Genomic DNA, 15,279 nt, shown 5'->3' with positions numbered 1-15,279 from the left:
AGATTCCCCTGCTGCTCTTCGACCAGCGCACCGGACCCGACCTCGGTGCCGACACCCCCGCCTACCCGCAACCCCACGTCCCCGACTGGTACGCCGACGCCAAGCTCGGCGTGTTCATCCACTGGGGCGTCTACTCCGTACCCGCCTGGGGCACACCCCGCGAACCCGGCCGACACACCCCCGTGGAGCAGGAGTTCAGCCACCACCCGTACGCCGAGTGGTACGCCAACACCGTCCGCATCCCCGAGTCCCCGACCCGCCGCCACCACGAGCGGACCTACGGCGTCGGCACCTCGTACGAGGACCTCGCCGACCGGTGGACCGCCGAACATTTCGACCCCGACGCGTGGATGGAGCTGTTCGCCGCCTGCGGAGCCCGCTATGTCGTGCCGACCGCCAAGCACCACGACGGCTTCTGCCTGTGGGACTCGGCGACCACCCCGTTCACCTCGGCCCGCCGCGGACCCCGCCGCGACCTGATCGCCGACCTGAGCGCCGCCGCCCGCCGCCACGGACTGCGCCTCGGCCTCTACTTCTCCGGCGCCCTGGACTGGCACAACGGCGCCTTCCCGCCGATCCGCTCGCTCACCGACCTGTTCCGACTCCGCCGCAACGACCGGGAGTTCGCCGACTTCGCGCACGACCAGCTGACCGAACTCGTCGACCGCTTCCGGCCCGACTACCTGTGGAACGACATCGACTGGCCCGACAGCGGCAAGGGCCGCGGCCCCAAGGACCTCGCCGCCCTCTTCGCCCGCTACCTCGACCAGGTCCCCGAAGGGCTCGTCAACGACCGCTGGGGCGTGCCGTACTTCGGCGTGCCCACCCGCGAGTACGTCTCCGAGCACAGCACAGCCGACCGCGTGTGGGAGGCCTGCCGGGGCCTCGGCCGCTCCTTCGGCCACAACACCGCCGAGGACGACCGGCATCTGATCAGCGGCCACGACCTCGTGCACCTGCTCCTCGACACGGTCGCCAAGAACGGCAACCTCCTCATCAACGTCGGCCCCCGCGCCGACGGCACCCTCCCCGAGAACCAGGTCGCCCGCCTGCACATGCTCAGGGACTGGCTGGCCGTCAACTCGCCCGCGATCCACGGCAGTCGGCCCTGGCGACGGCACACCGAACCGACCGGACACCCCGTCCGCTACACCACCCGCGAGGGCGTCCTGTACGTCGCCGACCTGGACCCGCAGCACGGGGCGCTGTCGTTGTCCGGCGAGGCGGCGGCGCGGGCGGCCGAGGGGGAGGTGTACTGGTTGACCCCTGACGGGCGTCGGCCAGCGCACCCCGACGGCGGCGGAACCTTCACGGTGCCGGAGGTGCTGCGGGGTGCGGGCGCGGCCGTGCTGGCCATCGAGGGAGGAGCGGAATGAGCACCGGTGCCGGGGTGCGGACAGACGGCGCCGTCGAGCTGGCGCAGGTGACCCGGGGCGGTTTCGTCGAGAGCCGCCACTTCGGGCACGCGGTCGTCGTCGGACCGGACGGCAAGCCCCAACAGGCCTGGGGCGACCCGGAGTTGGCGATCCTGCCCCGCTCCAGCCTCAAGCCCTTCCAGGCGCTCGCCTCCCTCACCGCGGGCGCCGCACTCGCCGACCGCACGCTCGCCGTCGCCTGCGGCAGCCACACCGGGGAGCCCTTCCACATCGACGCCGTCGACCGCATCCTCGACTCCTGCGGCCTCACCCGCGACGCCCTGCGCAACGTACCGGCCCTGCCCGAGAACGCCGAGGTCCGCGACGCATGGGTGCGGGCCGGCCGGGGCCCGGCGCCCGCCGCGATGAACTGCTCCGGCAAACACGCCGCGATGCTCGCCGCCTGCGTCCACCAGGGCTGGGACACCGCCACGTACACCCACCCCGACCACCCGCTGCAGCAGCACGTCCGCGCCACGCTGTCCCGCCTGGCCGCCGAACCCGTCGACACGGTCGTCGTCGACGGCTGCGGCGCGCCCTGCCCGGCCCTGACCCTGTCCGGCCTCGCACGCGCGGGCGCGGCCCTCGCCACCGCCCCACTCGGCAGCCCGGAAAGGGCAGTTGCGGACGCGATGCGCACCTACCCCGAGTACGTCGGCGGCACCGGACACCTCAACACCCGCTTCGCGCAACTCGTCCCCGGCTCCCTCGCCAAGGGCGGCGCCGAAGGGGTGTTCCTCGCGGCGCTCGCCGACGGCACGGCGGTCGCCGTGAAGGCCGTCGACGGCAGCCCCCGCGCCACCACGGCCGTCGCGGTCGCCGCGCTCCGCGCCACCGGACAGGCGCTGCCGCCGCTCCCCGAGCTGGAGGACGTGCCCGTGGAGGGCGGCGGCCGCCGGGTGGGCGCCGTACACGTCATGATCGGCACACCCGAAGGAAGGGAGCAGCGATGAGCCTGCCCGACGACTCCTGGTTCCGCGGCGCCGGGCTCGGCCTGTTCGTGCACTGGGACCACGCCAGCGCACAGGGCCTGGAGGTGTCCTGGCCGATGGTCGGAGGCTCCGCCAACCTCCGCCACACCACCAGCACGAGCATCGCCCAGTACCGCAGCACCGAGCACACCTTCGACCCCCGCCGCTTCGACGCCCGCCAACTCGCCCGTACCGCAAGGGAGTCCGGCGCCACCTACGCCGTCCTGACGGCCCGCCACCACAACGGCTACGCGATGTGGCCGACCGCCGCCGACAAACGCTCGGTGGCCCACAGCCGCGGCGAACGCGACATCGTCGGCGAGTACGTGACGGCCATGCGCGCCGAAGGTCTCCGCGTCGGCCTCTACTACTCCCTCAGCGACTGGAACCACCCCGACTACCCGGCGTTCACCGACACCCACCACCCGTACGCACAGCCCGAGTCGACCTGGACCTGGACCAGCCCCGAGCAGGCCGACCGCTATCGCGCCTACCTCACCCGGCAACTCACCGAACTCCTCACCTGGTACGGGCCCATCGACCTGCTCTGGTTCGACGGCGAGTGGGAACGCACCGCCGACGAGTGGCGCACCGGCGAACTCCGCGCCCTCATCCGCCGCCTCGCCCCCGACTGCATCGTCAACGACCGCCTCACCGGCCACGGGGACTACGCGACGCCCGAGCAGTACATCCCCGCCGAGCCCCCGCCCGGACCGTGGGAGGCCTGCCTCACCATGAACACCTCGTGGGGCCACGTACCGCAGGACCACGACTACAAGTCGGCCCGCGAGATCCTCCACACCCTCGCCGAGGTCGTCTCCAAAGGCGGCAACCTGCTGCTCAACGTCAGCCCCACCGGCGACGGCACCCTCCCGCCCGAGCAGCGCGACCGCCTCGCCGCCCTCGCCGAGTGGACGACGACCCACGGCGAAGCCGTCACCGGCGTACGCCCCGGCCTGGCCCCCGGCATGTTCTACGGCCCCACCGCCCGCCGCACCCACCCCGACGGCTCCGAAACGCTGTACCTCTACCTCCTGTCCTGGCCCGAGGAACGCTTCGGCGTACGCGACGTCCCCACCCGCAGGGTCCGCTCCGTACAGCTGATGGGCGCGGGCGACCTCGAACGGGAGGAACGGGTGGCCATCAACGACCTCCAACTACCCGACCCGAGAGGCGAGTTGAGGATCACACCGCCGAAGCACCGCCCGGACGTCCTGCTCCCGGTCGTACGCATCGACCTCGCTGCGGGCCGTTGAGTACGTACTCACCCCACCGTTGAGTACCAGCCCGGTGCCCGGCCCCGCCCGAGCGGGCCAGAGTGTCCGGCATGACGACACCCGAATCGCAGCCCGAGCCGACCCCGACCGGAACGACCGCCCCCGCCGACCCGTTCGCGCCCTCGACCAGGGCCGTACGGGTCTTCGCGGGCATCGGCCTGCTGCTGCTCCCGGTCGTCTTCGTGGTGTACGCCGTCATCATCCTCAACCAGTCGTACAGCGGCGACGGCGTCCCCGGCCACCTGGTCCCGATCGCTCCGTGGCTGATGGCGTTGTCCGGCATCCTGGGCCTGCTCGGGCTCTTCCTCCCGAGCGACACGACCGCCCACTCGGCCCGCAGCACGACCGTCAAGGCCCAGTACGCCCTGGCCGTCGCCGCCCCGATCCTGTCGGCCGTCGACTTCGGCTAGGCCGGCCCGATGCGCGTGGGCGCGACGGGCGTACGAGTCAACGGGCTGCTGCGGCAGGGGAGTTGCCCGGCGTGCACGGCCCGAGCCGAGCGACTAAGCTGCACCACCATGACGACCGGGACGGCCACGCGCCACACACGGATGGGCAACCCGGCGGCCCCCTGAGCGCCCAACGGGCCTACGCAGGCCCGCACTTCACCCGGGACGGGAGCGCCCGCGCCGCCGCCGCAACTCCGCGCGCCCCACCTCCGTCGTGCTGCTGTGCACCACACACCGGACACCGCACCCACGACAGGAGCCCCACCCCGCCATGCCCGTCACCACAACGCTGAACATCCCCACCCGGGACGGCGAAGCCGACGCCTTCGCCGCGTTCCCCGACCACGTCGACGCCGGCGCCGACCGTCACCCTGCCGTCCTCATGTACCCGGACGGCTTCGGCATCCGGCCCGCGCTCCGCGACATGGCCGCCGAACTCGCCGCCCGCGGCTACTACGTCCTCGTCCCCAACTTCCTTCACCGGCACGGCCCTTCACCCGTCGTCGACCTTCCGGAGTTCATCGGCGAGGAGGCCCGCCCGGCAGTGTTCGCCCAGCTCATGCCCATGATCGAGGCGCACACGCCGGAACGTTCGCTCGCCGACGCCGAGGCGTACCTCGCGTTCCTCGCCGCCCGACCGGAGGTGGCGGACGGCCCGATCGCCGTGACGGGCTACTGCTTCGGCGGCCTCCTGGCCGTACGCACCGCCGCGGCCCACCCCGACCGGGTGTCGGCGCTGGCCGCCTTCCACGCCCCGGTGCACGCGGACGGCCCGGACACCCTCGCCCGACTCACCGCCGAGATCCACTTCGGCCACGCGGCGACCGACCTGACCCCTGAAGCGCTGACGGCCCTCAACGGCACTCTGTCGGCGGCGGACCTGACGTACACGTCGGAGATCTACCCGGACACGGTCCACGGCTTCACGATGCCGGACACGGACGCCCACAACCCGAAGGCCCTGCAACACCATTGGGACCGCCTGCTGCCACTCCTGGGCAGGACGATCGGGCGGAGGGGGTAAGGGGGCAAGGGGCGGCAAGAGGCCGGGGGCGCGGGCCGCCGAAGGGGGCCCGAACAAAGAAGAGGGCCCAAACAAAACAGTCCCCGGAGTCCTCTACGTTGCCATCTACCTCAGTCGTCGCTGAGGCTCCGGTAGCGAGGGGCTTCGGGGGCCTGGCCAGAGCCTTCAGAATCTCTTGCCAACAGACGTCTCTGTCGACGGTGCGATTCCTCGGTTTCCTGGTGTATTAACCAGTCTCCTCCTCGTACGCCCCATGTCAAGGGCTCAGGCGAATTCCCTCAAACCCAACAAACCCGCAGGTCAGGCCCTCTGCAGGAGGCTACGTCAGGCATGCGCCCGACTACCTTCAGTGCGGCAGCGCAGGGGCGGGTATCTGGGGCGGCTACTGCAGGGCAGCCGCCCCGCCCCGTCCTCGGCTCGGCCTCACGCGCCGCTACGGTCAGTTCGACGGACGCGTCGGGTTGGCGACGTTGGGCGCGGAGGGCTCGGGCGATGGCACGTACCGAGATGAGCCAGGCAGGACCTGAGTATGCGGACACCTGACGAGCTGGAGGAATTCACCCATGGTGCAGCGGCCGGTGGGCAGGAGCTCGAGGCTGCGCGTGTACTGGCGCTGGCACATGCCTAGGGTGCTTGAACAGCTGGGCTTCGGCTTCGACGAGGCTGATCCCGACTGGAGCCCCAAGGTCCTGGCGGCAGACACACTCAAGGCGCTGACGCTGCTTCCCGCACAGGCTGCCGCGCTGGCCTGCGACTGGCGCGGCCTGCCTGTGGGGCAGGTGCGGGAGCTTCGCGGGCACAAGAACCTGACAGCATGAACGGAGCGCCTCGTCCACCACCTGCCGTCGGGCCCCACACGCGACCGCCTGGCCGCTTGGGCATCCGTGCGCGGGGCGACTGCCCTGACGGATCGGTGCAGCGGGCGGCCCTCGAGGGTGGCCTGGGGGCCGGCCGACGTGGAGACGGCGTGAGACCGAACGCCGACCCTTGGGCGTGGTGCAGCAGGATGGCATACGGCAAACCGTCGACTCCGGGCCCGGATCCGGCCCCCAGCCCGCGCAAGCCCATCACAATCCCATGTCGACCACCCGCAGCCCCGTAAGGCCCGCATCGTGAGCCCCGCGGACATGGCCGTGTGGTGTGCGTGCGGTGTGCTGGAGGAATGCGACGACCTCGGCGGTGATCTCCTCGCCGGGCAGCAAGTTGGGGATGCCGGGCGGATAGGCGGCGAGCGTGTCCGCGGAGATGCGGCCGACCGCTTCCTCCGCGGGCAGGACGCGCGTCGGGCGGTGGAACGCCTCGCGGGTGGTGAGCCGGGCCGGGCCGGGAGCGGGGAGGCGTTGGAGCGGCTGGTGGCCGCCGTCGGTGAGCGGCGTCGGCAGGCAGTGCAGAGCCTCGACGAAACGCTCGGTGTCGGGCAGCGAACCCCCGCCCACGACGGCGACGATCGCGGCGTCGGTGGCGACCTCGACCATGATCTGGTGGTCGCGGTAGAGCAGCCGCCGGGCGTCGTGACCGGAGATGTGTCCGTGCCGGGTGTCGATCGCGATACGCAGCGGGTCGGAGCCGACGACGTCCTCGTACGCGGGAAACGTGTCGGCCACGAGACGGAAGCGCCCCAGCCGTCGGATCGTACGGCGGATACGGTCCGCGGCGTCGATGGACTCGCCCAACTCCCCGGCCCCGCCCGCGAGTTGGGCACGCGCCAGGTCGAGCGACGCGAGCAGCAGAGCGCTGGCACTCGTGGACTGCACCATGCGGTGGGCCCGGTCGATGAGCGGTTCGAGCCGGTCGGCGTAGGGACCGTCGGCGAGGTGGAGCATCGCGGACTGGGTGAGGCTGCCGCCCAGTTTGTGCGTGCTGGACGTGACGAGATCCGCACCCTGGGACAGCGCACCGGCCGGCAGTCGGGGGTGGAAGCCGAAGTGGGCGCCCCACGCTTCGTCGACGATCAGCGGCACCCCGGCGTCGTGCGCGACGTCGGCGAGACCGCGGATGTCGGACACGGCGCCGAAGTAGCTGGGCGACACGACGTAGGCGGCGGCCGGGCGGTCGGCGTCGGCGAGGGCGCGGGCCAGCGCCTCGGGGGTGATGCCGTGGGCGATGCCCTGCTCGGCGTCGATGGACGGCTGGACGAACACGGCGTCGAGGCCGGACAGGACGAGCCCGTCGATGACGCTCGAGTGGACACTGCGCTGCACGACGAGGGTGTCGCCGAGCGCCGGGGTGATGAGGGACGCGATCTGGTTGGCCTGCGAGGCGCCGTTGGTCAGGAACCAGGTCCGGCGCGCACCCCACGCCGCGGCGGCGAGATCCTGCGCCTCGGCGAGGGGTGAGGCGTCGCCGAGGTCGAGCCCGTCGAGCAGCGGCGGAAAGTCCAGTGCGAGCACATCGGGGCCGAACAGGTCGGCGAGCGGCGCGAAGCGGGCGGTGTCCGCGGCATGCCCGGGCACGTTGAGACGCAGCCAGTCCCGTCCCGCGTGCGCGCGGAGGGCTTCGGCGTACGGGGCGCGGGAAGCCCCCGGCCGCCGGGATGCGGGAGCCGACGACGCGGACCCGGTCACCCCGGTCACCCCGGTCGTTCCGGTTGTTTCGGTCGTTCCGGTCGCCCCAGGGGCGCGTACGGGCTGCTGGACGGGCGGAGGCAGTGCGGTGGATCTGGTGTTCACGCAGGTGAGCGTGTCAGGCTGCGCGACATAGAGGAATGCGGCACTTGACTGCACTGCTCCATACACCGTCTATAACTGAGGTCCACAACTGAGCCTTCACCGGCTCTCGTCCCCGAAGGATTTCCGTACGACCATGCTCGAGTTGCGTCATTTGTATGTGTTGCGGGCGATAGCGCGCGAGGGCTCGCTGGCAGGCGCGGCACGGTCGCTGCACCACAGCCAGCCGACGGTCACACACCATCTGGCGACGCTGGAGCGGCATTTCGGCACGGAGCTCGTACGCCGCGGCCCGCGGGGCGCACAGCTCACGGACACGGGAAGCGCTCTGCTGCCGCACGCGGAGGCGGTGATCGAACGTCTGCGGTTGGCGGAACGCGAGGTACGGGACCTCGCCGAGCAGGGGACGCGGACGCTGCACGTAGGGGCGTTCCCGACAGCTGGTGCGTTGCTGCTGCCGCCGGTGGTGAAGGCGCTGCGCGCGGGCGGGGTGAACGTGTCGCTGACCGAGGGCGAACTCCCCGTCCTGCTTGAGGGGTTGAGGGCCAGGGAGCTGCATGCGGCGCTGGTGTTCTCGCAGCCCGGCGACCGCCTCGACCTGGACGGCGACTTCGACCTGCACCCCCTCCTCCAGGACCCGCTGCTGCTGGCCCTGCCGCCGGGCCACCCCTGCGCCGAGCTGGAGCGGGTGCCGTTGGGGGCGCTGCGGGAGGAGGAGTGGATCGGCGCGGCCGACCCCGCCGACCCGTGCGACCGACTGCTGGCGTGGGCGTGTGCGCGCCGCGGCTTCGAGCCGGCGCATTCGCTGCGTACGGACGACTACGCGATGGTCCTCGGCTTCGTCGCCGCCGGTGCCGGGGTCGCGGTGGTGCCGAGGTTGGCGCTGGGCGCGGGGCGGTCGGACATCGAGGTGCGCCCTTTGGAAGGGGATGTGCTGGTACGGGAGATCAGCGCGGCGGTGCTGCGTACCACAGCGGCGCCTGCTCTGCACGATTTTCTGAGAGCTCTCACGGTGCAGGCACAACAGATCGACGAGCGGTGGGGGCAACCTGTCGATGTGGCCAACTGACATGGGTGTACTTGTACTTCGCTGATGTTGTCGGCCGGGCGCTGGTCCCGCACGATCCCGGGAACCTTTACGCCGTTCCCGGTCGGGGACCTTCAGGAGGAGTGCCATGGGCCGCATCTTGGGCGAGCTGTGTCGCCGTAAACCGTTGGGTGTGATGATCGCGGAGAGCGACCACGCCGAGCCTGCTTCCACTACGGACGCGACGGACACGACGGACACGACGGCCGCCACGGGCGCCACGGGCAGGGCGGATGCGACGGCGGGGGCGGGTGGCGGTCTTCAACGGTCCATGGGACTGGGCCAGTTGACGCTTCTGGGCATCAGCTCGGTGGTCGGTACGGGCATCTTCTTCGTGCTGGGCACGACCGTTCCGGACGCGGGCCCGAGCGTGATCCTGTCGTTCGCGCTGGCGGCCGTGGTCGCGGGGCTGGCGGCGTTGTGTTACGTGGAGCTCGCGGCGACGGTGCCGGTGGCGGGCAGCACGTACTCGTACACGTATGCCTCGCTGGGAGAGGGGGCCGCGTACCTGGTCGCGTGGTGTCTGATCCTGGAGTACGGCGTCGCGGTGTCCACGGTCGCGGTGAGCTGGGGGCAGTACGTCAGTGAACTGACCGATTCCCTCTTCGGGTTCACACTGCCCGACGCGATCAGCCAGCCCCCGGGCGCGGGCGGATACGTGAACATCCCGGCCCTGGTCGTCGTGCTGCTGTGCTCGCTGCTGCTGGCGCGCGGCACGCGTGAGTCGGCGCTGGTGAACGCGGTGATGGTGTGCGTGAAGATCGGTGTGCTGCTGGTGTTCGTGGCGGTGGCGTTCACGGCGTTCCGCGGCGAGCACTTCAGCGACTTCGCACCGCACGGCATCGGCGGTATCGGCGTCGCGGCGTCGGGTGTGTTCTTCTCGTACGTCGGGTTCGACACCGTGGCGACGGCGAGTGAGGAAGTGAAGAACCCGCGGCGCACGATCCCGCTGGCGCTGCTGCTCACGCTCGTGACGGTGACGGTGCTGTACATCCTGGTCGCGGTCGCGGCGGTCGGCGCGCAGCCGACGGGGAAGTTCGGGGAGCAGGCGGACGCGGGCGAGGCGGTCCTCGCGCAGATCCTGCGGGACGTGACCGGGGCCGGCTGGCCGGCGACACTCCTCGCGGCGGGCGCGGTCGTGTCGATCTTCAGCGTGGTCCTGGCGACGCTCTTCGGGCAGACCCGCATCCTCTTCTCCATGGCCCGCGACGGCCTGGTCCCGCAGGTGTTCCGCCGAGTGGACCGGCGCCGCCACACTCCGGCGCGCAACACGTGGATCGTCGGCGCGTGCGTGGGCGTGCTGGCGGCGTTCGTGCCGCTGCAGTACCTGGCGGACCTGACCAGCATGGGCACCCTCGTCGCGTTCGTCGCCGTCGCGGCAGCCGTGGTGGTGCTGCGCCGCATCGCGCCGGACGCGCCGCGCCCGTTCAAGGTGCCGTTCTACCCGTGGGTGCCGATCCTGTCGGCGGTGTCCTGCCTCTACCTGGCCTACCTCCTGCCCGGCATCACCTGGGCCCTGTTCGCCTGCTGGCTCCTGCTGGCCGCAGCCCTCTACCTGGCCTTCGGCCGCCGCCATTCGGCACTCGGACGTACGGGAGGGGCCGAAGTCGAGGTTCCGGCGCAGGCGGGCCCGGCGGAGACCGCTGACGCCGAACCGGTTGCACGACAGGGGAGTTGACGCCCGCCGGCCGCGTGCCGGCTGAGAAAGGGGAGGGCGCTGGAGCTCGTACGGGCTCCGGCGCCCTCCCCTTCGGTCTGTGGAGGTGCGTTTGTGCGGTGGTTTGGGGGTGTTGGGGCTGGGTGGGGGTGTGGTGTAGGTCATGTTACCGCGGGTATCTGAAACGTTGTGTCGCAGGTATGTTGCGGGCATTGCATGCGGCGTGTGAACCGGACCGAGTCCGGGTTGTGTGGGGCGGAGGCGTGTACGAGGTGGACGAGCAACAGGTTGTCGTCGATGTTCTGGTGATCGGCGCAGGAATCTCCGGGATCAGTGCGGCGCACCACGTGCTGAGCGATGATCCCGACGTGTCGCTGGTGGTGTTGGAGCGGCGCACGCAGGTCGGCGGGACATGGGACCTGTTCCGCTATCCCGGAATCCGATCCGACTCCGACATGTCGACGTTCGGCTTCGGCTTCCGGCCGTGGCGCGACGCGCGGATCCTCGCGGGCGGCGCACGGATCCGGAAGTACGTGGAGGACGCGGCCGCCGACAGCGGCGTACTGGAGCGCATCCGCTTCGGGCGACGTGCGATGCGCGCGGACTTCTCGCACGCGTCGGGACGTTGGACCGTCGAGGTCGTCGACGAGGCCACCGGCGGGCGCGAGGTGTACAGCGCCGGATACGTGATCGGCGCGACGGGCTACTACGACTACGACGAGCCGTACCGCCCCGACTTCCCCGGCGAGGACGCCTTCCAGGGGACGGTGGTGCATCCGCAGCACTGGCCGGAGGACCTGGACTACGCCGGCAAGCGGGTGGTGGTGATCGGTTCGGGCGCCACGGCCATCACGCTGCTGCCGGCGATGGCCGAAGAAGCCGGGCACGTGACGATGCTGCAGCGTTCACCCACGTACGTGCTCGCACTGCCCGAGGTTGACCCCGTGACCTCGCTGCTGCAGAAGCTGCGCGCCCCCGCCGGGCTCACGTACAAGATCTCTCGGGCACGGAACATCGCCTTGCAGCGCGGCAGTTACGCCTTCTGCCGCAAGTTCCCGGGCCTGGCCCGCAGGGTGCTCCTCGGCCTGGTACGGGCCCAGGCGGGCAAGGGCGTGGACATGCGGCACTTCAGCCCGAGCTACAAGCCGTGGGACCAGCGGCTGTGCGTCGTGCCGGGCGGTGACCTGTTCAAGGTGCTCAAGAGCGGCAAGGCGTCCGTGGCGACCGACCACATCGACACGTTCACCGCGGACGGAATCCGGCTGAAGTCCGGCGAGGAACTGAAGGCGGACATCGTCGTGACCGCCACCGGACTGAGCGTGCGCCTCCTCGGCGGCATGGAGATGACGATCGACGGGCAGCCGGTGAACGTCACCGACCGGGTGCTGTACAAGGCGGTGCTCCTCGAAGGCGTGCCGAACCTGTCGCTGGTCATCGGCTACACCAACGCGTCCTGGACCCTGAAGGCGGATCTCGCGGCCCAGTACACGTCCCGGCTGCTGGCCCACATGCGGCGCCACGGGCACGACATCGCCACGCCCGTCGCTTCGGACGGGGACAGGTCCCCGTTCTCGGTGATGGGGGAGGCACTGACGTCGGGATACATCGCGCGCGCCGACAAGGTGATGCCCCGTCAAGGCACCCGCGACCCATGGCGGTTGTGGAACAACTACTACCGCGACCGCGCCCTGCTCAAGGACGCGCCGATCGACGACGGCCTGCTCCGCTTCGCCAAGGCCGACCCGTCGGGCCCGGCGGCGGACGCCGCACCCGAGGAGCATGCGGCGCGCCCTGAGAACACAGGCCCGCAGGAATCGACGCGCGCCGCCTGACCGTACGCGCGCGCCCAACTACACGACAAACCAGGCCTCTTGACCGTACGACCAGGGCCGACCAGGGACGACCCGATCCCCCGAGCCGTTCCGAGCCGACCCGAAAGAACCCGCGTACCGCCGAGCTGAGATCCGAGGTCGAAGATGACTGCGAAACTGACGAGGAAGGTCTACGACGAGCGCTTGCGGACATTGTCGCAGGGCTCGGTGAACGTCAACTTCAACGCTTTCGTCGATATCCGCTGGGACGATCCGGAATTCGCGGTGGACACCAGCGATCCGCGCTGGGTGCTGACGAGCGCGGACGCCCTGGGCGCGCACCCGTGGTACCGGGAACAGCCGTTGGAGACGCAGATCCGTATCGGGATCTGGCGGTGGGCTGTGATCGCGAAAGTGGGCATGCAGTTCGAGAACATCCTGATGCGGGGTGTGCTGGACTACCTGTACGAACTGGGCAACCGCAACGAGGAGTTCAGGTACCTCACGCACGAGATCACCGAGGAGACGCATCACACGCAGATGTTCCAGGAGTTGGTGAACCGCACGGGCGTGGATACGCCGGGCGGCAAACGCTGGTTCAGGAAGGTGAGCCGATTCCTGCCGTTGGCGGGTTCGCTCTACCCGGAGGCGTTCTTCACCGGAATTCTCGCGGGGGAGGAGCCGATCGACCATCTGCAGAAGGCGGCACTGCGCAGCGGCGAACCCGTGCATCCCCTCCCGCAGCGGATCATGCAGATCCACATCGCGGAGGAGGCACGGCACATTTCCTTCGCGCACGAATTCCTGCGGCTGCGCGTCCCGCGTTACGGGAAGGCACGCCGGGGTGCGCTGTCGGTGCTGTTCCCGGTGATCATGCGGGTGCTGTGCGACGTGATCATGATTCCGGACCGGAAGGCGGCCGCCGAGGTCGGCATCCCGGAATGGGTCGTGAAGGACGTGTTCTGGAAGTCCGAAGCGGGACGGAAGATGCTGCACGACCTGTTCTCGGACGTACGGATGCTCGCGGAGGACATCGGCCTGATGAACAAGGTGTCCCGACCGGTGTGGCGGGCCTTGCGGATCGACGGTCGTCCGGCCCGCTTCCGCGGCGAGCCGGTCCCGCACGCCTGAGCACACGTCACCCTCCCCTCCGGGACGCCCGTACGAACCGTGTCCTGCGCACCAGCCGTGTCCTGAAGCAAGCACCCCGAACGGAGACAAGCCCGCCGTGCCCTACGTCGTGACCCGATCCTGTTGTGCCGATGCCTCCTGCGTGCTGGCCTGCCCCGTCAACTGCATTCACCCCGCGCCGGGGGAGCCTGGTTTCGGTACGGCGGAGATGCTGTACGTGGATCCGCAGACGTGCGTGGACTGTGGTGCGTGTACGACGGCATGCCCGGTCGACGCGTTGAAGCCACATACGGCTCTCGGCCCGGGGGAGTTGCCGTTCGTGGAGTTGAATGCCGCGTACTACAGGACCAACCCGCATGCGGACCGCACGCCGATGTACGTGGTGCCGAGTCAACGAGCGCTCCCCGCAGGCGAGTTGAGCGTCGCAGTGGTCGGGGCGGGGCCGGCCGGGCTGTTCGTGGCGGACGAGTTGCTGCGTCATCCGGGGGTGCGGGTGGTGGTGTACGAACGGCTGCTGACGCCGTACGGACTGGTGCGGGCCGGGGTGGCGCCGGACCACCAGGACACCAAACAGGTCACCGAGTTGTTCGCGGCGATCGAGGCACAGCCGGGATTCTCCTACCGACTGGGCGTGGAGGTCGGCGCCGACGTCACGCACGAGGACCTGCGGCGTGAACACGACGCGGTGGTCTACGCGGTGGGAGCGGCGACGGACCGGCGTCTGGGCGTCGAGGGCGAGGAACTGACGGGGAGCGTCTCGGCCACGGACTTCGTGGCCTGGTACAACGGCCACCCCGACCGGGCCGAGGACGCTCATGCCCTGGACGGGGAACGGGCCGTCGTGATCGGCAACGGCAACGTGGCCCTGGACGTGGCGCGTGTCCTGACAGCCGACCCACAGGAACTGGCCCGTACCGACATATCCGACCGGGCCCTGGAGGCGCTGCGGGAGAGCCGGGTGCGTGAGGTGGTGCTGCTGGGGCGGCGCGGGCCGGCACAGGCGGCGTTCACGGTGCCGGAACTGGTGGCACTGTCCGCGCTGGAAGGAGTGGACGTATGCGTGGAGGGCTGGCCGGAAGGGCTCGATCCGAATGACAGCGAGAAGACGCGTCTGCTGGCCGCCCTGGCCGCGCGCACGCCGGTAGGAGGCCGACGGCGCATCGTCCTGCGGTTCCTCACGGCCCCGGTCCGGCTGCTCGGCGCGGACGGGCGGGTACGCGGGGTGGAGGTGACACCGACCGAGCTGTACACGGACGACACGGGCACGATGCGGGCCCGGCCGACCGGACAGAGCGAGGTCCTCGAAACCGGCCTGGTCCTGCGGTCGGTGGGCTACCGGGCACGTCCGGTACCGGGCCTCCCGTTCGACGAGGAAACCGCGACCGTACCGCACGAGCAGGGCCGGATCACAGCAGGGGTGTACGTCGCGGGCTGGATCAAACGCGGCCCGACGGGCTTCATCGGGACGAACAAAACCTGCGCACAGGAGACGGCCGCCTCGCTGCTGGACGACTTTGCGGCGGGGCGTCTGGCGCGTACTCCTGCGGGGCCGGACGCGGGGGATGGCGGGTTGGGTGATGCGGGTGATGCGGGTGGTGGTCTGGGGTTGGAGGCGTGGCGGGCGATTGACCGTGCGGAGCGGGCGGCGGGTCGGGTGCAGGGTCGTCCGCGGGTGAAGTTCACTGACTTTGAGTCGTTGCATCGGGCTGCTGCGCAGGACGCTCCGGCGGGGGCGGTTGTGCGCGGGTGATCCGGTGCGGCGGCAACGGGCACAGGCCCATCCTGCTGGAC

At 70.6% G+C, this 15,279-nt stretch carries 12 protein-coding genes; 11 read left to right on the top strand and 1 reads right to left on the bottom strand.

What is annotated here, in order from left to right; all coding sequences use genetic code 11:
* The first annotated feature begins 2 nt into the window (after positions 1-2).
* The 6 genes from ACIDOF_RS21100 to ACIDOF_RS21075 all read left to right on the top strand — a co-directional run bounded on the left by ACIDOF_RS21100 (position 3) and on the right by ACIDOF_RS21075 (position 5,954).
* A complete protein-coding gene (locus tag ACIDOF_RS21100; protein WP_409007699.1) occupies positions 3-1,376 on the top strand; it encodes an alpha-L-fucosidase in 1,374 nt (457 codons plus the stop codon).
* The gene (locus tag ACIDOF_RS21095; RefSeq protein WP_409007529.1) at positions 1,373-2,368 is read left to right on the top strand and encodes an asparaginase; all 996 of its coding nucleotides are present in this window, start codon (positions 1,373-1,375) and stop codon (positions 2,366-2,368) included. The genes ACIDOF_RS21100 and ACIDOF_RS21095 overlap by 4 nt, the downstream gene beginning before the upstream one ends.
* Positions 2,365-3,642 (top strand): alpha-L-fucosidase, encoded by a 1,278-nt coding sequence (locus tag ACIDOF_RS21090; RefSeq protein ID WP_409007528.1) that lies wholly within the window; start codon positions 2,365-2,367, stop codon positions 3,640-3,642. The genes ACIDOF_RS21095 and ACIDOF_RS21090 overlap by 4 nt, the downstream gene beginning before the upstream one ends.
* A 71-nt stretch (positions 3,643-3,713) precedes the next feature.
* Positions 3,714-4,073 carry a hypothetical protein gene (locus ACIDOF_RS21085; RefSeq protein WP_409007527.1) on the top strand — a complete coding sequence of 120 codons (360 nt, stop codon included), beginning with the start codon at positions 3,714-3,716 and terminating at the stop codon, positions 4,071-4,073.
* Between the two features lie 310 nt (positions 4,074-4,383).
* The gene (locus ACIDOF_RS21080) at positions 4,384-5,136 is read left to right on the top strand and encodes a dienelactone hydrolase family protein (protein WP_409007526.1); all 753 of its coding nucleotides are present in this window, start codon (positions 4,384-4,386) and stop codon (positions 5,134-5,136) included.
* Between the two features lie 563 nt (positions 5,137-5,699).
* Positions 5,700-5,954 (top strand): hypothetical protein, encoded by a 255-nt coding sequence (locus ACIDOF_RS21075; protein ID WP_409007525.1) that lies wholly within the window; start codon positions 5,700-5,702, stop codon positions 5,952-5,954.
* Positions 5,955-6,203: 249 nt separating this feature from the next.
* Here the strand turns inward: ACIDOF_RS21075 and ACIDOF_RS21070 are convergent, their stop codons facing one another.
* Positions 6,204-7,805 (bottom strand): aminotransferase class I/II-fold pyridoxal phosphate-dependent enzyme, encoded by a 1,602-nt coding sequence (locus ACIDOF_RS21070; protein ID WP_409007524.1) that lies wholly within the window; start codon positions 7,803-7,805, stop codon positions 6,204-6,206.
* 133 nt (positions 7,806-7,938) lie between these two features.
* Between ACIDOF_RS21070 and ACIDOF_RS21065 the strand changes: the two genes are divergently transcribed.
* The 5 genes from ACIDOF_RS21065 (at position 7,939) to ACIDOF_RS21045 (ending at position 15,238) form a co-directional block, all read left to right on the top strand.
* On the top strand, positions 7,939-8,871 hold the full coding sequence (locus tag ACIDOF_RS21065) for a LysR family transcriptional regulator (protein ID WP_409007523.1): 933 nt from the start codon (positions 7,939-7,941) through the stop codon (positions 8,869-8,871).
* 106 nt (positions 8,872-8,977) lie between these two features.
* A complete protein-coding gene (locus tag ACIDOF_RS21060) occupies positions 8,978-10,567 on the top strand; it encodes an APC family permease (RefSeq protein ID WP_409007522.1) in 1,590 nt (529 codons plus the stop codon).
* Between the two features lie 251 nt (positions 10,568-10,818).
* Positions 10,819-12,378 carry a flavin-containing monooxygenase gene (locus ACIDOF_RS21055; protein WP_409007521.1) on the top strand — a complete coding sequence of 520 codons (1,560 nt, stop codon included), beginning with the start codon at positions 10,819-10,821 and terminating at the stop codon, positions 12,376-12,378.
* A gap of 144 nt (positions 12,379-12,522) precedes the next feature.
* On the top strand, positions 12,523-13,488 hold the full coding sequence (locus tag ACIDOF_RS21050; protein ID WP_409007520.1) for an AurF N-oxygenase family protein: 966 nt from the start codon (positions 12,523-12,525) through the stop codon (positions 13,486-13,488).
* 97 nt (positions 13,489-13,585) lie between these two features.
* Positions 13,586-15,238 carry an FAD-dependent oxidoreductase gene (locus ACIDOF_RS21045; RefSeq protein WP_409007519.1) on the top strand — a complete coding sequence of 551 codons (1,653 nt, stop codon included), beginning with the start codon at positions 13,586-13,588 and terminating at the stop codon, positions 15,236-15,238.
* Positions 15,239-15,279 lie beyond the last annotated feature (41 nt).

It is taken from the genome of Streptomyces sp. Da 82-17 (genome assembly GCF_046098215.1).
Lineage (GTDB): Bacteria > Actinomycetota > Actinomycetes > Streptomycetales > Streptomycetaceae > Streptomyces.
The sequence above is the reverse complement of the archived record's forward strand: the minus strand, read 5'-3'. Positions and strand labels throughout refer to the sequence as shown.